19 protein-coding genes are annotated in these 16,115 nt (G+C 37.2%); 7 read left to right on the forward strand and 12 right to left on the reverse strand.

What is annotated here, in order from left to right:
* Window positions 1–135: 135 nt before the first annotated feature.
* The gene (locus tag PSF42_RS06485; RefSeq protein ID WP_248466562.1) at window positions 136–699 is read right to left on the reverse strand and encodes a lytic polysaccharide monooxygenase; all 564 of its coding nucleotides are present in this window, start codon (window positions 697–699) and stop codon (window positions 136–138) included.
* Window positions 700–783: 84 nt separating this feature from the next.
* A complete protein-coding gene (locus tag PSF42_RS06490) occupies window positions 784–2,055 on the reverse strand; it encodes an MFS transporter (RefSeq protein WP_125893199.1) in 1,272 nt (423 codons plus the stop codon).
* A 124-nt stretch (window positions 2,056–2,179) separates the two neighbouring features.
* Here PSF42_RS06490 and PSF42_RS06495 point away from each other — a divergent pair, with 124 nt between their 5' ends.
* The 3 genes from PSF42_RS06495 (at window position 2,180) to bioD (ending at window position 5,211) form a co-directional block, all read left to right on the forward strand.
* The gene (locus PSF42_RS06495) at window positions 2,180–3,091 is read left to right on the forward strand and encodes a LysR family transcriptional regulator (RefSeq protein WP_125893201.1); all 912 of its coding nucleotides are present in this window, start codon (window positions 2,180–2,182) and stop codon (window positions 3,089–3,091) included.
* Between the two features lie 91 nt (window positions 3,092–3,182).
* Window positions 3,183–4,394, forward strand: coding sequence for an ROK family protein (locus PSF42_RS06500; protein ID WP_272679655.1), 1,212 nt, complete (start codon window positions 3,183–3,185; stop codon window positions 4,392–4,394).
* Between the two features lie 142 nt (window positions 4,395–4,536).
* Entirely contained in the window at window positions 4,537–5,211 is a 675-nt protein-coding gene (gene bioD, locus PSF42_RS06505; RefSeq protein WP_125893205.1) for a dethiobiotin synthase, read from the forward strand.
* A 69-nt stretch (window positions 5,212–5,280) separates the two neighbouring features.
* Here bioD and PSF42_RS06510 read toward each other — a convergent pair whose 3' ends face one another.
* The 4 genes from PSF42_RS06510 to PSF42_RS06525 all read right to left on the reverse strand — a co-directional run bounded on the left by PSF42_RS06510 (window position 5,281) and on the right by PSF42_RS06525 (window position 8,461).
* A complete protein-coding gene (locus PSF42_RS06510; RefSeq protein WP_125893206.1) occupies window positions 5,281–5,514 on the reverse strand; it encodes a DUF1161 domain-containing protein in 234 nt (77 codons plus the stop codon).
* Between the two features lie 45 nt (window positions 5,515–5,559).
* Window positions 5,560–5,931 carry a DUF1283 family protein gene (locus PSF42_RS06515; RefSeq protein ID WP_272679656.1) on the reverse strand — a complete coding sequence of 124 codons (372 nt, stop codon included), beginning with the start codon at window positions 5,929–5,931 and terminating at the stop codon, window positions 5,560–5,562.
* A gap of 81 nt (window positions 5,932–6,012) precedes the next feature.
* Entirely contained in the window at window positions 6,013–6,762 is a 750-nt protein-coding gene (gene ydfG, locus PSF42_RS06520) for a bifunctional NADP-dependent 3-hydroxy acid dehydrogenase/3-hydroxypropionate dehydrogenase YdfG (RefSeq protein ID WP_272679657.1), read from the reverse strand.
* Window positions 6,763–6,838: 76 nt separating this feature from the next.
* Entirely contained in the window at window positions 6,839–8,461 is a 1,623-nt protein-coding gene (locus PSF42_RS06525) for a DUF4139 domain-containing protein (protein ID WP_272679658.1), read from the reverse strand.
* A 290-nt stretch (window positions 8,462–8,751) separates the two neighbouring features.
* Between PSF42_RS06525 and PSF42_RS06530 the strand changes: the two genes are divergently transcribed.
* Window positions 8,752–9,669 carry a hypothetical protein gene (locus PSF42_RS06530; protein WP_272679659.1) on the forward strand — a complete coding sequence of 306 codons (918 nt, stop codon included), beginning with the start codon at window positions 8,752–8,754 and terminating at the stop codon, window positions 9,667–9,669.
* Window position 9,670: 1 nt separating this feature from the next.
* Window positions 9,671–9,892 (forward strand): hypothetical protein, encoded by a 222-nt coding sequence (locus tag PSF42_RS06535; RefSeq protein WP_272679660.1) that lies wholly within the window; start codon window positions 9,671–9,673, stop codon window positions 9,890–9,892.
* A 52-nt stretch (window positions 9,893–9,944) separates the two neighbouring features.
* On the opposite strand, the gene PSF42_RS06540 is transcribed toward PSF42_RS06535, so the two are convergent.
* A complete protein-coding gene (locus tag PSF42_RS06540; RefSeq protein WP_272679661.1) occupies window positions 9,945–10,421 on the reverse strand; it encodes an Hcp family type VI secretion system effector in 477 nt (158 codons plus the stop codon).
* A gap of 328 nt (window positions 10,422–10,749) precedes the next feature.
* Between PSF42_RS06540 and PSF42_RS06545 the strand changes: the two genes are divergently transcribed.
* On the forward strand, window positions 10,750–10,932 hold the full coding sequence (locus PSF42_RS06545; protein ID WP_272679662.1) for a hypothetical protein: 183 nt from the start codon (window positions 10,750–10,752) through the stop codon (window positions 10,930–10,932).
* 325 nt (window positions 10,933–11,257) lie between these two features.
* Here the strand turns inward: PSF42_RS06545 and PSF42_RS06550 are convergent, their stop codons facing one another.
* The 3 genes from PSF42_RS06550 to PSF42_RS06560 all read right to left on the reverse strand — a co-directional run bounded on the left by PSF42_RS06550 (window position 11,258) and on the right by PSF42_RS06560 (window position 14,152).
* Entirely contained in the window at window positions 11,258–11,587 is a 330-nt protein-coding gene (locus PSF42_RS06550; RefSeq protein WP_213912707.1) for a cupin domain-containing protein, read from the reverse strand.
* Window positions 11,588–11,625: 38 nt separating this feature from the next.
* Window positions 11,626–12,924 (reverse strand): MFS transporter, encoded by a 1,299-nt coding sequence (locus tag PSF42_RS06555; RefSeq protein ID WP_213912708.1) that lies wholly within the window; start codon window positions 12,922–12,924, stop codon window positions 11,626–11,628.
* A gap of 64 nt (window positions 12,925–12,988) precedes the next feature.
* Window positions 12,989–14,152, reverse strand: coding sequence for a mandelate racemase/muconate lactonizing enzyme family protein (locus tag PSF42_RS06560; RefSeq protein WP_272679663.1), 1,164 nt, complete (start codon window positions 14,150–14,152; stop codon window positions 12,989–12,991).
* Window positions 14,153–14,400: 248 nt separating this feature from the next.
* Between PSF42_RS06560 and PSF42_RS06565 the strand changes: the two genes are divergently transcribed.
* Window positions 14,401–15,129: a GntR family transcriptional regulator gene (locus PSF42_RS06565; protein WP_272679664.1), complete on the forward strand. Its 729-nt coding sequence runs from the start codon at window positions 14,401–14,403 to the stop codon at window positions 15,127–15,129.
* A 24-nt stretch (window positions 15,130–15,153) separates the two neighbouring features.
* Here the strand turns inward: PSF42_RS06565 and PSF42_RS06570 are convergent, their stop codons facing one another.
* Complete coding sequence (locus PSF42_RS06570) at window positions 15,154–15,687, reverse strand: beta/gamma crystallin-related protein (protein ID WP_125894761.1); 534 nt, start codon at window positions 15,685–15,687, stop codon at window positions 15,154–15,156.
* An 82-nt stretch (window positions 15,688–15,769) separates the two neighbouring features.
* Window positions 15,770–16,033: a DUF3811 domain-containing protein gene (locus tag PSF42_RS06575; RefSeq protein WP_125894759.1), complete on the reverse strand. Its 264-nt coding sequence runs from the start codon at window positions 16,031–16,033 to the stop codon at window positions 15,770–15,772.
* Window positions 16,034–16,115: the final 82 nt, after the last annotated feature.

Consider the following 16,115-nt stretch of genomic DNA (forward strand, 5'->3'; position numbering starts at 1 on the left):
AGTTACAACATCCATATGGGTGATAAACTATAATTACCATTAACTCTTGCGCTTATCAATAATAAATTAAAGCTAAAAAGGACAAATGGGGTAGTTTAGCACTTGTCCTTCTCTGATATACGATGTCTTTTTACACTAATTTATTTGTGTATCAATGACTTGATAAAACGCATTTACCGTATCATCTATCGTCCAAATGGCTAAAATGACATGATAACCTTTTTGGCTTTTCGGCAATACGCAATGGTGCTCCACTATCTCTTTTGGGAATTCTACTCGTTCAAATTGACAAAATGGCGTTAGCGTAAATTGATCGCGAGATAATAGGGCATTTGGCTGCCAGTCTGGCTTAGTTATGAAGTATTCCCATTTTGTCGTTTTATGTCTCGCGGTAATACGCCACTTAAATTTAACATTAGGTGAATTTAAAATAACTCGCTTCCAGCGGTTGTCGGTTTGAGTATCTAAAGGAGAAAATGCAGCAATACCGGCACTGGCAATTTTGCCATCAGCGGGACCGTATTGGGGGAAGCCTTTTTGGCCTTCAATCGATTGAGGCTCGTATTGCACAGGCCCGCAGTGAGTATTTAGACCTTGTTTACAATAATATGAACGACTTTCAGGAGATTCGACATAGCCATGGGACCAAACCAAAAAACTACAACAAAAAAGTAACGGTGCTAATAAAAATGATTTCATTGGGTTTCCTCGTTATTAATAGACATTTTTATCATCCACTAATAACGAGAAGGTGTGGTAGTTTAAGCTTTATTAGTTCCTAATCTATTGGTTATAACAAATAGATTTCAAACGATAAGCAATGATAATACCGATAAATAATATTCCAGCGATGAATAGAGCGACTCCATTCCAGCCGAAGTGTTGCCAAAATAAGCCACCCACTGTACCTGCAATACTGGACCCTGCGTAATAACTAAATAAATACAAGGAAGATGCTTGTCCACGCGCTCGTTTAGCTCTACGTCCCACCCAGCTACTTGCTACAGAGTGCGCTGCAAAAAAGCCCGTTGTCAGCATGGTCATTCCAAGCAGAATTAACCAAACATTTGAATGTAATGTGACTAAAATACCAACTAACATCATGGTAATAGACGCTATGAGTACTTGTCCAAGTCCATATTTGTGAATTAGGCTTCCTGTTTTAGTTGCACTGTAAGTTCCTGTTAAATAAATGACAGATAACAACCCAACTGTAGATTGAGAAAACGAATAAGGGGCTTCAAGTAAACGATACCCGATGTAGTTATACATGGTGACAAAGCCACCCATCAAAACAAAGCCTTCAATAAATAGAAAAGGCAAGCCTTTATCTCTAAAGTGTAGATGCAAATTAACCCATAGATTTTTAGGTTTTAAAGAACTCGCACGAAAATGTTGAGAAGGGGGCAGTAATCGCCAAAAACCAATAGCGGCAACCAAGGCTAATGAACCTAGAATGATAACAGCAACACGCCATGAATAAAAATCAGCGATCACGCCCGTTACCAAACGGCCGCTCATTCCGCCCAGTGAGTTACCACTAATATACAAGCCCATGGATAGAGCAACATAGCTTGGATGGATCTCTTCGCTTAAATAGGTCATTGCAACCGCAGCAACACCACTTAACGATAAACCAACTAATGCTCTCGCAATTAAGATCCCTTGCCAGCTCTGCATCACGGAACTAAGTAGCGTAAATAATGCAGCACAGGTCAATGCAATCACCATCACATTTTTTCGACCTATTGCATCTGAAATTGGCCCGGTAATCAATAAACCTAATGCCATTAATCCAGTACTCAGTGATAATGATAAGCTTGCAGTTGCAGGGGAAATATTAAAATCCTCTGACAACATAGGCAAAATTGGCTGCACAAAATACAGTAATGCGAATGTGGCAAAACCCACCGTAAAAAAAGATAAAGTCACACGTAAATACAGCGCATCATCTCTTTGTATGTAATGTTTTTTTGGTGTGGTATTTCCCTGTTGGGGTGTCCTTATTCCTTCATTAGGTTGCTCAGATGTAAGGCTATTCTGTGAGTGTTCCATGTATTTTCCTTGTCATACCAACACGTTTGATTTCGATCAAAGAATAGAAACTTTATAGTTTTTTGTCTAATATATTAATTATTAATAATGATATTTTAAACATATCAATGATATTGAGAAAACGATGAGTATAGAACTTAGGCACTTGCGATACTTTATTGCTGTCGCTGAAGAACTCCATTTTGGCAGGGCTGCTGAACGTTTACATATTTCACAGCCCCCATTAAGCCAGCAAATACAAATACTTGAAGAGAAAATCAATGCAAAATTGTTAGAAAGGAATAACCGAAATGTTGCCTTAACACCTGCAGGTACGATGTTTTTAAAAGAGGCATATCAAATTTTAGCGCAAGTCGATGCGGCTGCGACAAAAGCGGCTCGCATGGAAAAAGGCGAACTTGGGGAGTTGTCCATTGGATTTACTTCAACTACGCCGTTTATGCACAAGGTCACAATGAGTTTACGGCAATATCGGGAAACATACCCTGAAGTGTCTATTCATATGCACCAAATGAATACGAAACAACAGATAGCGCCCTTAATTACGGGACGAATTGATTTCGGCATTATGAGAAATACGGTATTACCAGAACAATTGGATTACCAGCTATTATTTAAAGAACCATTTATGGTCGCTGTCTATGAAGGACACCCATTATTAGAATTTATTGATGTTGGTGTCGATATTCAACAGCTTGCTGATTACCCCTTTATTTTCTTTGAACGTGATGTCGGTACTGCGTTATATGATGAAATAAACCAATTATTAACATCTGCGGGAGTAGTACCGACCATTTCTCAAGAAGCAGGGGAAGCAATGACTATCTTGGGACTAGTTGCCGCAGGTATGGGGATCTCAGTGATTACAGAATCATTCACACGTATGAAAATTGATGGTGTGAAATACTTAAAACTCACAAATATTAATGCTTCATCTGAAGTCTGGTTAGTCTACAATACGCGTAGAGCATTACCTGCTGTCGCCAAAAAATTAACAAATCTTTTGATGGCCAATATTGTTGGTCAACAAAAGTGAGTAAGCTCACACTTTCAATGCAAACGAAATCATTCATACACAGATTAAGGCATAATAACTCATTGCTTTATAAAGGAATTGAATTATTACCATGGTGAATCAAACAGGCCATATTGACCAAATAAAACAATTAAATACGGGGATTGTATATCGTATCATTGATCAACATGGTCCAATTTCGCGTATTGCCTTGTCAAAACAAGCACAGCTTGCGCCTGCAAGTATCACTAAAATTACACGCGAGCTTATGGATGCCCACTTAATCAAAGAATTAGAGTTTCCCGTACTCGGTTTACGTGGACGTCCAGCGATAGGGTTAGTGATTGAAAGTGAAGGGTGGCAATTTCTAGCGATCCGTATTGAAGAGCAGAAACTTACCATTTCCCTGAAAGAAATTAATGCGGTTACCTTAGCGCAAACAGAATATCCATTTACACCGCTAGGGAATAGCGAATTTATGGATTCACTTTCTGAATTAATTAGTCAATTTTTTGCTAATCATCAAAACATATTAGAAAGAGTCACCGCCATTAGCATTCTTATTGATGGTATTTTAGATCCCCATACCGGTGTTATTTATCAGCATCCTTCTTTTAAAATCCATCAATTGGCCATTGCAGAGCACCTTACCAAGCAAACGGGTTTACCCACCTATTTACATCCGCCAGTGGATGCGTTGGCGTTAATGGACCACTTTTCTCATCAGGAGAAAAGAAAAGCAAAAAACATCATTTACATACAGCTACAAGATGTTGTTAATATTATGGTGTTAAACCATGGAATAGCCTTAGATACGAATACCCGTCGACCTATTTTGTTTGGCCATACCCAATGTGAGACAGACCAACATAGCTTTTGCTATTGCGGTAACAACGACTGTTTAGAAACCCAAACATCCATTCCTGCAATATTGCAGCAAGCTAATAATTTCCTAATAAACTACCCTGATTCTTTTTTGCATCAGCACGACATTTCAATTGAAAAAATTTGCACTGGAGCAACCTTAAACGACAGACTTTGTGTTTACCTTATTAATCAAGTTGCCCAGCAATTAGCTAAACCATTAGCACTGATGGTGAATTTATTTGGTAGTGAGTTAATTTTAGTCAATTCACCTTTGAATCAAGGTTCTGAGCTGTTTTTAAAATGTTTACATGACCATATAAATAAATACGCAGTTCCTCTGTATTCATCCAATTTATCGATAGAAAAATCTCTATTTACAGTAAAAGAGAGTGAAACATCATTAATACAGAGAGCATTATATGATGGTTCACTGCTACTACAACTATTACAAGGTTAAAACAATTCGATAATATTTATACTATCGTACACAAAATTGAGCTAACGCAAACTTCTCACTTACCCATTCCAATAAACTGAATCCATATCATTTTTGCAGCTTATTGCTGTATAAGTCTGTCACTTCAGGATAGAAAAAGACCATGATCAATCTATTTGTTACCGGGACAGATACAGATGTCGGGAAGACAGTATCGACGCTTGCCATCTTGCAAGCACTAAATAACCAAGGAATTAAAGCCGTGGGCTACAAGCCTATTGCAGATCAATGCATTGATACCCCTGAAGGAATCAGAAATAAAGATGCATTACTCATCCACAGTGTGTCTCAAGACCTTGTTTCTTATGATGAAGTTAACCCTGTGCGTATTACAGACAATTACAGCCATGAAAATAGTATTGATTTTAATAAAATAAAGCATGGCCTGGACCATTTACATCATCAATGTGACATGGTTGTTATCGAAGGTAATGGGGGATGGCGCTATCTACTTGATGATAATACTTTTTATGCGGACTGGTTAAAAGGTCAGCCTGTCGGTGTGATCTTAGTCGTCGGCATTCAACATGGTTGTGTTAATCACGCATTACTAACAGCGGATGCAATTCGAGCTGATGGTCTACCATTAATCGGTTGGGTGGCAAACCGCATCAATCCAGGATTGGCGCACTACGCACAAATCATTGAACGGTTACAACACCATATTAAAGCTCCATTAATTGGGGAGATCCCGTATTTATTAAGGCCAGAAGAAAAAGAGTTAGGTCATTACCTTAATACAGATAAGCTGCAAGAACTTATTGCTATTCCTAACTAATTGAGTTTTAAATCAAGAAATAGGGCGCCATCATGAGTAGCGCCCTGTTTTTTTACTTATAATTTATAATTAATGACGGGTATAAATGATTTTATAAGAATCATTTTGGCAGTGACCAACAACTTGGCCTTTAGACGCATCGACTTCATCATTAGGCACTGCAACCAAACTAAAGTTATCTGCAGGAACACCATTATTGATAATCTTTTGTTTGATTTCCTCAATCACGCTTTCACATGAAGCCTGCGCCAAAGCTGGCGCTAGCGCTAGTGCGAATAAGGGTAATAATAATTTCTTTTTCATATTCTCTCCTTGATCAACAGCTCCATAAAACAACCTACTATAAGGTTATGGATTACTAATTGGACGGCCATTACTTACATCAAGGCAACGTTTAGTGCTCGGTTCCCAGTAAGCATTCAGATTGAGACTTTTCTCGCATTTATCTTTTGCATCAAAAGCCTGATCTACTTTATCAAACTCTTTTTCGGTACGAGTATTAACCTTCTTGCGCAACATACGGGTATCATCCCATTGTTCCTTTTCTTGGCGCGCTTGCTCTTTATTAAGAGAGTCATCACCTTGACCTACTGAAACACACGTACTGCCTGCAGTACATGATGTCGTTGATGGTGCAGCGGAAGATGATGTAGCCCAAAGTAAAGGGAGACAGAAACATATTGCCGTTAAGCCAGTTTTCAACATTTTATGTGAACTCATGTAAATTCCTTACTGAATAGGACCGATAATCTCAGTATAGCTAAAAGTACGTTAGTACGTCTTATAGAATAGTACTAAAAATTAAAGTTGTTTATATACGGTTAAACCCGCAAAAGTTTGGCAAACAGGCATCAATTCTAATGTATTTACATTCATGTGAGCCGGTAGAGTGGCAACCCAATAGACTGTTTCTGCAATATCTTCAGGGGTCAGAGCATCTGCGCCCTGATAAGTGCTAGCTGCTTTGTCGTCATCCCCTTTAAAGCGAATATTTGAAAACTCTGTTCCACCAACGAGGCCCGGCTCGATATCGGTAACTCGAATTTTTTTTCCTTGTAAATCAGCACGTAAGCCAAGTGAAAACTGTTTTACAAAGGCCTTGGTTGCACCATAAACATTACCGCCTTTGTAAGGCCAGCTCGCCGCAGTCGAACCAATATTAATAATATGACCGTGATTATTCGCCACCATACCTTGCAATACCTCGTAGGTCATATTAACTAAACCTTTGGTATTTGTATTAATCATCACATCCCAATCGTCAGGATTGGCATCAAATGCCGGTTCTAAGCCTAAGGCCAAACCGGCATTATTCACTAAAACATCAATATTTTTGAGGTGTGCAGGTAAATTTGCAATAGCATCTTGGATGGCTGTTCTATCTTGGATATCCAATGTTAACGGGTAAAATTTATCACCTAACTCTTGATGGAGAGCCTCTAAACGCTCGGTTCTACGTCCTGTTCCAATAACGGCGTAATTATGTTTGATAAATCTACGGGCAATTGATTCACCAAAACCGGAAGAAGCACCTGTTACTAAAATAATCATGGAAACCTCATAGTTATAATTGTCGTGTTAGTGTGGGGGTTATTCTAACGCCATCGAAAAAGAACTACAAAGATTGTTACAACCCTAATATCTGTTTATCTTTTGGATAGCTCAACGTATAACTAAATGAAATTTGCTTTTCTTCATTCGGCTCTAAGGCAATATCCCATGTTATTTCTCCCGTGCTTTTATTGGTGACCGCATTTTTATCCTCTATGGCAGACACTTTTATATCGCTATCCTCACTCACTGGGATCTGGTCATAAACAGTCAATTCAATGGGTTTCGTATGTGTGTTTTTTACTTTGACCAAGTAACTTTCTGTTTGTTGAATAGTCGACCCTATAAAACTCGGTTTTTTCTTTATTTTTTCATTTGGTTCACGAGAAATTTGAATACTCTTATCAACGCCAAAGGGGACCCTCAATGTGTCAACCAATTGATTCGCATTGATCATAAAATTGCCTATATAAGTGTTCCCATAATATATATTAGCGTTTCCATTCAATAGATTAAGTGATTGCCAATTGTCAATATCCGCTTGTAAGAATACTTCCTCAGCCAATTTTGGCGTGGCGGTATATTTGTATTTCACATCAAGTGCTTGTTGTTTGATGGTGAGCGTATTCGGCTTGATAGCACTTTTTAATGAATAAGGCAGGGCGATTTGATAATTTAAATTGATACCGTTGCTAGATGTTGTGACAAAGTCTGAAATACCTGAATTGATTGTTTGTTTCTTCTCACTGACGCTACTTTCTTCATACATTGCCATTGGCGCTGCAGGCATTTTCATTCGAACCTGACGCGCTATTTGAGCGTTATTATCATAAACGGACAAGCGCCAAGGCTGTAAAACAGAAGGCGTGATATTTTTAGACGGATTAATCGTTGAAAGTGTTAAGTTAACTTTATCCCAATCAATGCCTGTATTTTGTACTATGTCCGCTTTGTACGTTAAAACAAGAGGGGATTGCGAATTCAGACTGCGGATATCGTAACTTGGAGACCAAGCCGCATCGGGTGTTAAATAAGAAATTTGCAACTCTGTTGTCAGCGGTTTTTGTGCATCAATAGACAAGACAATTTGAGTTTGCTTGCCAATTGAAGAGGGCATATTTTCATCAATTTTCGCCTGCAACAACACAGACTTTTCTTCTAACTCAACTAGTTCCAGCTGATGTTTTTGTTGCTCTTGTAAAATATTAGACATCTGCTGACGAATAAAATTTAATTTCTGGGCTGATTCTTCGAGTGTTTGCGCTGTATTTTCCCCAAAAAAGCGGTGATCTTTCAATAAACTTAATTGTTCTTCACCCACATTAATTGCAATATTCAATGTTTCTATCTGCTGACTTAGTTGTTTTTTCTGTTCCAAAAGTTCAACAATCGCCATTGGATAATTAGCTTCTGTTGCTATATTTTGGATATTAATAGAACGAATAACCACATCATCCTGTTCAAGATTAATCGATAGCGTACGTGGGTCAACATTACTTGCAATATTGGTGAGGATGACCGAGCTCGCCCCTTTATTAAGTGACAGCGTCACGGTATTATCTAATTCGGCGCCACGTAAGAATACAGTTGCATGGCTAATTTCGACAGGTTGATTTAATAGGGTTTCAGCAAAAACATAATGAGAATGAAATAGTGAAGCAACCAGCAGGCCACTTGCTAATCGAACCGGTATCGTCATCGTTGAGCTCCAAGAACCAGTTATTGGTATAAAATTGAGTTAAGTGCATGGTATTGCATTTTTATATCTGTTGATAACAGATAAAGCTTAAAGTCACTTTTAAAAATAGTTCCGTAAATTCATTGGTTATTGCAATTAATGACATTAGGGCATTCACTCCGCAAATGGTGTCCATTCATTACGTCAGCGGGGGGCGGATATTGCTCATGGATTTTTGATTGCATATCACCTAAGTGAAATTTATAATGCATTAACAATCAAAATATAATTTGAATCAAAAGGGAATGAAAATGGCAATGGAAGATTTTGATGAAGGGTGGATATATCGTTCTAAAAATACTGAACAATGGATGCAGCTTACTGATGATGCGGCAGAATTAGGAGCAAGCGTTGTAAATGACATATATCAAGGAGTAAGTAGAGCATCGTTAAGAGAGTTTTCTATAAATCCATCTAAATTAAATCCTTTTCACTCTCGCTATTTTGAACATAATTTAATTCCGTTAAGAACAGCTCTAAGACAGACAATGAATGAAGAGGAGTTACAAATATTAATAATTTTATATAGAATTGTAACGTCTCCATTTAAATACCATGATGTAATATTTGATTTAGTATCAACTATTTTTAATTCAATTATTGATATTTCATCCAATGAGAAATTAGAAGTCATATTAAAAGCTTTGATGGACAATGGATTGATTGAAGATAAAACCATATCACAGGAAATAAAAAATTATTTTAGAAGCAAGTTACATTCATCTTTATCAGGGTTTATAAATAATGCAACAAATTTTAGTCCTTATTTTAATTATCAAAGCCCACAGAATATACTAGAAAAATTTTCAGCAAAAATGCTAGTTAAAGATATATTGGTGTATACACTATCTAATCTTATTGCAATTATCATTCTAAATAATTTATCTAAAGCAGCAGTCATTAGAGGTTCCTTAGGTACCCCTATTTTAGTTCTATCTGGGTATGGTATTGTTGAAAAAATGTCCACCTCATCCAGAAAGCTGTATAGGAACCATCCGATTGTTTTTAATAAGTTAAAAGGAAAAAACATTAATATGTTATATTATTTTGCCGAACCATTCTTTGAAAAAATATTAACTTTAGTCTCCTCTGGGGATAATAAGCTGGTTTTAGATAATTTATACTTGGCTTTTAATGAATTAATTAATAATGCTAGAGTAGGGAAATAACATGCGGGATTTTCTTAGTGGTATCTTAGGGTTAATTTTCTTAGAGCTATTTATTTGGGTGAATTTATTTATTTCAGCTGCTATATCAGGAACTGTATATTTTTTCCTTAAAGATCTGGGGGTTGAAAGTGCGGGAGTTACATTAATTATCTTTCTAATTTCCTTTATTGGTGTTTTTATTCTAAAAAATGCCATTTATAATAAAATAAAAGAAAGAATTTAAACAGTAGGTTTTTATCTTTTAAAAATTTAACAATGATAAAAACCTATTGTTTTTAAATATTTTGTTCACAAATACTATAACCTGAAGTTCCTGCAGTTATATGATTATATGTAATATCCCTATATATAATTGAAAACAATTCTTCTGGTTGCATATCATTGCTATTGATTGAATGAGGTATTCTAACATTTCGATTGATAATGTAGGCTTCATTAATTTTAACAACTAAATACTTTTCCATGGTTCCATTTGTTGTCGTTTTATAAATACTCAATTCTAATTGAAGTTTTTCATTATTAGAGTTTGCCACTAAAAGCAGTGGGGTTGATTTATCAATCATCTTAATAAAATCAATAGGATGGTGAGTCATATTTTGCATACGCGATGTTGATTCAGAATACTGAGTAATAAATATTTCATCTTGATGATTTAATTGAAATTTATTTCCTATAGAATCTTCAGTCCCACAGCCTCTTGAAATTAAACCTTGTTTTTCACCTGTGAGTTTTAAATAAATTATATTAGACATTTATTTCAATAACCTAAGTTGTTTTATGTGGACAGAATAGTAACATATTAGGCATTCTTAAATCAAATTTTTAAATTTTTATGTCGTTAGACATGTAAGCCGATACACTGATTTTTCAAAGAAAATCAAATGCCAATTCGCCGATACAATGGGGGCTTATTAAGTTCCACGAAACCGCGCTTGCGCCACTGATTGACAAGATTTTAATTGTTCGATCTAATAGCAACTCAATAGTTTAATAGTCGAAGATGAAAGGATCTTTCCGCGATAATGTATAGGGAATAAATTAATGAAGGCTATTTAGATTAGTGAGAAATCATTTTTGAAAATGGCTAAGATTGTCTGGATTGATTATAACAATGCGTGTTTAAGCAATAATAAACTTCTTGGCGTTGGATTACCTGAAACACGTTTTCATGGACAAGGAATCAAAAACCCACACATACAATTACATGAAGTAACAAGGCTCATGAATGACTATGACGAGGCTCAAAAGAACCAACACGATTAACCAGTCAGATCGCTGGATTTCTTCATTTCATACCTAGATTCGCATAATGCATATTATGTTAAATAGAGTGTGGGCACCAATATCACTACCATATGAATTAATTCCAAGTACATATGATCCCCCCTTCATCTTCCTTGCTAGCCAAAGACTCACTCACTTTACTAAATCGTCTTCACGTTAAGAAAACATGCGTCACTTGGCCACTTTCCTTTACCAACAGTGCTTTGGCATCTATCATTAATTCCTTCTATTTGTTGAAGTACCCTAGGCAATAAATAAAGAAAAGCGGCTAACAAATGTTGCCGCTTGATAATGTAAAAATAGATTAGTTATCGATGAGAAAATCCTTTCTCATTGGGACAAATATATCTAATATCTCACCACTTTCTAAACACTCACACTGATGCTTTTCATTAGATGGAATATAAATAACATCACCACTATTGACTCTATTTTCTATTAAACCAACACGGTAATTAAATGAGCCAGATACGATATAACTCATCTGTTCGTGTGGATGTTCGTGAAGTTCACCTATTGTTCCTGTAGTTAATGATACCTTTGCTATCATCATGTTTTCACTACCAAAAAATATTTTTCGTAATGTTCCAGGCGAAATATTTTTCGCATTTATAGTCTTATCGAAAATAAACATTATTTAAAATCCAACGTTTTGTTCTGCGGTTATTTATTTTAATGTACTTGTTCTTCATTTTGTTCGTTGGGAACAATTGGCTTAATGTCTCTTAACATAATTAAATAAACCAATGCGCCAATAGCACATGCAATTCCTGAAACAATTAATGCCCATATAAATGATCCGGTTGCTGCAATAATATACCCAGTCACTATCGGACCTAATATTCCACCGCAGTTAGATACAGCACTTTGCATACCACCTAACACTGAAGTCATATTGCGTGGTGCAACATCGCCTGGTAAAGACCAAATGGCAGATGCGGCAAATGCAAGTGCTGCGTAAGATAAACATAATAATGTCATCATTAATGTCACTGATTCAACTAAGCCTGAGAATGCGATACTCGTGGCAATTAACATTCCTCCCACAATAGGAATTTTACGAGCAAGACTGACATTATTATATTTGATAAATAAATAGTCGGTGACCCAGCCGCCCAGCCATTGGCCAGCAATACCACATAATGGCGGAAGCATTGCAGCAAATCCCATTTCTTCAAGACTCATTCCGCGCTCCATCATTAAATAAGCAGGAAACCAAGTAATAAAGAAATAGATTGCATAATCCAACATGAAAAAACCAATACACATTGCTTGAACATTGCGATAGCGAATTAATTGGTACCATTTCATCGGTTGAATGTTATCGATACCCTCTTTTTTAATTTGCCCTTCTCGAATATAAGCAAGTTCTTCGGCACTAATTTTGGGATGTTGTTCAGGGTCATGATAAACTTTAAGCCATGCAAACACCCAAATAACACCTAGTGCTCCACAAATAATAAATGCTGCTTCCCAGCCCCATTTTGCAATAATCCACACCACTAATGGCATAGCAAAAGCAGTACCAAACTTAGAGCCACTATCAAATAAAGCGGTGATCCTGCCGCGCTCTCTATCCGGAAACCATTTTGCTGCAATACCGCTATTACACGGATAAGCACCGGCCTCTCCCATTCCCATTAAGATACGCGTGGAGATAAAGCTCAATGGTGTTTTCGCTAATGCCGTTGCTGCAGTCGCTAATGACCACCATAATACAGACCCTGCCAATGTTCTTCTTTGTCCATATTTATCTGCAATAAATCCTGCTGGTATCTGGCAAAGTGCGTAGCTAAGAAAAAAGGCAGACATAATCCACCCCATCATTTCTGGTGATATCTGTAATTCCGCAGAAATCGTTGGTGCTGCTGCTGACATCACCGTTCTATCTAGATAATTAATAACAATTGCGAGTGTCATTAAAATTGCTATCGAAAATCTGACTTTTGTACCTTTATTTTTATATTTCATAGTAACCAGACCTTTTATATAAATGGAGGCCAGAGAGCGGTTTCTCTCCGGCTAATCACTTTAGTTACTTAAATAAACGTTCAGGGTTTATCGTGAATTTAGCGAGCTTCTCGATATCCAACTCAATACCTAGACCTGGTGTATTAGGTATTGTGAGGTACCCTTGTTCGTCAACTTTGAAAGGTGTTTTAACAATGCCATCAATATATTGGCTACCACCAATAAACTCGACATAATCCACTTGAGGGAAAGCAGCCGCCATTTGTAAATCAGCAGCAAGCCCCATCGCGGTATTCCAGCCATGGCCGACATATTTCACACCAAACTCATCCGCTAGCCACGCGATTCTGCGTTGTTCAGAAATTCCGCCTACCTTAGTCACATCCGGCTGAACAATATCAAATGCTCCTTGCGACAACCAAGGTAAGAAAGCTTGACGGCGAGTTAAGACTTCGCCACCGGCAATAGCAACAGGACTTTCTTTACGTAGTACTTTGAAATCATCAATATCATCAGGTCGTAAAGCTTCTTCAAACCAACCCACCTGATATTCTGCTAACATATGTGAGGTTTGGATTGCCCATTTTAAGCCATTCGGCCAGTACGCATCGCTCGCGCCTGCATCAACAAATAGTTGGGAATCTTGCCCTGCGGCATCCCTTGCAGCCTCGACAATTGCACGGTCTAATTGTTGGTCATTACAGCGTCCAAAAGGACCCCAACCAATTTTAAATGCTTTAAATCCTAATGACTTATATTCTAGGATCACCTTGTGCATAACATCTGGTTTTTCCATCAGCAACGAACAATAAGGTTGGACTTTTGACCTATAGTTACCACCTAATAGCGTACTCACGGGCAGCCCTGTTGCTTTACCTAAAATATCCCACAGCGCAATGTCGATCCCGCTAATTGTGTGTGTAAGTGTCCCTCCACGCCCCATCCAAAAAGTATTCTGCCTTAACTTTTCAGATACTCGCTCCGGTTGTAACGCGCTTTCGCCAATACATAAAGAAGCTAACACTGGGATAGCGGCCTCAACTAAGCGGCCATCAGTAAATACACTGCCATAGCCTGTAATACCTGCGTCAGTATGAACTGCAATGATGGCATGAATAGGATCTTCTGGTTTTATTTCATTTGACCAGCCTCCCTTAGGGCTTTCTCCAAATAGTGGAACTGCAACAATCTCAGTAATTTTTATGTCTTCCAATCGTTTATCCATCATTTTTTCCTTCACTTTTCTTTCAATAACGGCTTATCAATTGGGTGCATTAAACTAGATTGTAAGATTGTATACAATATTCAATTGTTCTAATTGTGATCTACATCGAGTTTGGTCTAAATCACGTATGACTGTTATTTCTATGTTTTTTTGTGGTCTATGATTTGATGATGTGATAATTTTATTAGAACAAAATTTGAATAACTAAAATCATTACTATTTGATTAATAAAAATTTTATAGGCATTTACGATGACTGATAGTAAAAAAAACCTTTTTTTAGGTGGGACGACAAAAAATGATTACTGGCAGCCTATTAAAGCAAGAACACTGACTGACGATGTGGTTGATAGGTTAGTTGAAGCCGCCACACGTGGCTATATTTTGCCTGGTGATCGTATTGTCGAGAAAGAAATTGCGGAAAAAATGAACGTAAGTCGTGTTCCTGTGAGGGAAGCTCTTCGCGTTCTCGAAAGCCAAGGCATTGTTATCAATGAGCCTTTTAAAGGTATTCGTATGGCGCCAGTTTCGGAAGAACGCCTTGATGAGCTTATCGAAGTACGGGTCTTATTAGAATTACATGCTATTAGAAGGTTTATTTCTCAGAAAAAGCATTTAGATAAGCAATGCATTGATGAACTAACCGAATGTATTAACCAAATGACCAAAGCAGCGACACTCGAAGATAACTATCTTTTCTCCCTCAGTGATGTCCATTTTCACCGTACATTGTGTGAACTCAGCGGCAATAAAACATTAACGTCGTTATGGGAGAATGTAGCAAAACAGCTCACTATTATTATTGGCATATCAACATTCACTAAACCAATGGAAGAAATCACCCAAGAACACCATGTGTTACTGGATAAAATTTGTACGGGTGATTTGCCACTTTTAGAAAAAGAAATTAAAGAACATATCCGCAATCAAAATAAAAAAGTTAATTTCAATCAGGCTGTCGATAAAAAAAGAGAGCAATAAGGCCAGACACTCTGGCCTTTGACGTTATTGCCGTTTAATAATTTTAATTGAGCGGGTTTTTTGGCTATAGCCCAATGTATTGTGCGAACCACCCATTTCGGTATGGTATTTGCCAGTATAATTATCGCCTTCGTAAAAGCGTACCATCCAGCCATCAGGGATAGTATAAGAAGCTATTTTATCTGCGAAATGGTGACGGGAAAGATACGGAATATCATCAAATACTTCAATATAATCGCCCTTTTGCCACGATTTAGCGTAGACAATCAGACTTTCTTCAATATATTGATCACCAAACGATAATTTGCTGGTACTGCATTTTGCATCTTGAGCTTTACAGAAAATACTGCCTTGCCCTTGTCCTAATTCACAACGCCGAGAGGTTTTGTGTCGCGCAGTTTGTTCAGACATTGCAGCTTCTGCATAGAAGTTAGAAAACGGAGATAAAGCGCAAACATGCACAACAACAGAATCATGACGGGAGGGTTTCCCATGATAATTGGATTTTGCGACAGTTAAGCTACTGAATAACAATAATAATAACGCAATCTTTTTCATTTTTGAGGTCTTTAAATGATTTGAATGGCATAAAATTACAATTCCTTAATACAAATCACTAGCGGAACACTCTGATTAAAAATTAGCGATACCCTCTTTTGTGATTTTGAGCAGACCAACTGTAACTTGCATCGCTGGGAACTAATTTGTCTTTTTTCTTTTCTGAGCGTAATTTTTTAGCTTGTTTTTCAACTTCTTGGGATATTTCGGTAATGATTTGTTTCCTTACTTTGCTCTGCTCGGAATTCGTTAATTCACGGCCTAGCTTTTTCCTTTCTTGTGCGAGCCTAGTGCGCACTTGGATTTTTTGAGTTTCGGTCATTTCTTGAATCGTTAGCATCTTCATAGTATTACCCCTTACTCACATTAAAATACCTACCAGCAATATATCATCATTAAGCAGTAAAATACTAACCATCGTTTTAAAC

Origin of the sequence: Providencia sp. PROV032 (genome assembly GCF_028484875.1) — a bacterium.
Classification (GTDB): Bacteria; Pseudomonadota; Gammaproteobacteria; order Enterobacterales; family Enterobacteriaceae; genus Providencia; species Providencia rettgeri_E.

Bases quoted from the DNA above. Each gene is read 5' to 3' on its own strand.
- PSF42_RS06485 (WP_248466562.1), bottom strand. From the start codon at position 699: ATGAAATCATTTTTATTAGCACCGTTACTTTTTTGTTGTAGTTTTTTG.
- PSF42_RS06490 (WP_125893199.1), bottom strand. From the start codon at position 2,055: ATGGAACACTCACAGAATAGCCTTACATCTGAGCAACCTAATGAAGGA.
- PSF42_RS06495 (WP_125893201.1), top strand. From the start codon at position 2,180: ATGAGTATAGAACTTAGGCACTTGCGATACTTTATTGCTGTCGCTGAA.
- PSF42_RS06500 (WP_272679655.1), top strand. From the start codon at position 3,183: ATGGTGAATCAAACAGGCCATATTGACCAAATAAAACAATTAAATACG.
- bioD (WP_125893205.1), top strand. From the start codon at position 4,537: ATGATCAATCTATTTGTTACCGGGACAGATACAGATGTCGGGAAGACA.
- PSF42_RS06510 (WP_125893206.1), bottom strand. From the start codon at position 5,514: ATGAAAAAGAAATTATTATTACCCTTATTCGCACTAGCGCTAGCGCCA.
- PSF42_RS06515 (WP_272679656.1), bottom strand. From the start codon at position 5,931: ATGAGTTCACATAAAATGTTGAAAACTGGCTTAACGGCAATATGTTTC.
- ydfG (WP_272679657.1), bottom strand. From the start codon at position 6,762: ATGATTATTTTAGTAACAGGTGCTTCTTCCGGTTTTGGTGAATCAATT.
- PSF42_RS06525 (WP_272679658.1), bottom strand. From the start codon at position 8,461: ATGACGATACCGGTTCGATTAGCAAGTGGCCTGCTGGTTGCTTCACTA.
- PSF42_RS06530 (WP_272679659.1), top strand. From the start codon at position 8,752: ATGGCAATGGAAGATTTTGATGAAGGGTGGATATATCGTTCTAAAAAT.
- PSF42_RS06535 (WP_272679660.1), top strand. From the start codon at position 9,671: ATGCGGGATTTTCTTAGTGGTATCTTAGGGTTAATTTTCTTAGAGCTA.
- PSF42_RS06540 (WP_272679661.1), bottom strand. From the start codon at position 10,421: ATGTCTAATATAATTTATTTAAAACTCACAGGTGAAAAACAAGGTTTA.
- PSF42_RS06545 (WP_272679662.1), top strand. From the start codon at position 10,750: ATGGCTAAGATTGTCTGGATTGATTATAACAATGCGTGTTTAAGCAAT.
- PSF42_RS06550 (WP_213912707.1), bottom strand. From the start codon at position 11,587: ATGTTTATTTTCGATAAGACTATAAATGCGAAAAATATTTCGCCTGGA.
- PSF42_RS06555 (WP_213912708.1), bottom strand. From the start codon at position 12,924: ATGAAATATAAAAATAAAGGTACAAAAGTCAGATTTTCGATAGCAATT.
- PSF42_RS06560 (WP_272679663.1), bottom strand. From the start codon at position 14,152: ATGATGGATAAACGATTGGAAGACATAAAAATTACTGAGATTGTTGCA.
- PSF42_RS06565 (WP_272679664.1), top strand. From the start codon at position 14,401: ATGACTGATAGTAAAAAAAACCTTTTTTTAGGTGGGACGACAAAAAAT.
- PSF42_RS06570 (WP_125894761.1), bottom strand. From the start codon at position 15,687: ATGAAAAAGATTGCGTTATTATTATTGTTATTCAGTAGCTTAACTGTC.
- PSF42_RS06575 (WP_125894759.1), bottom strand. From the start codon at position 16,033: ATGAAGATGCTAACGATTCAAGAAATGACCGAAACTCAAAAAATCCAA.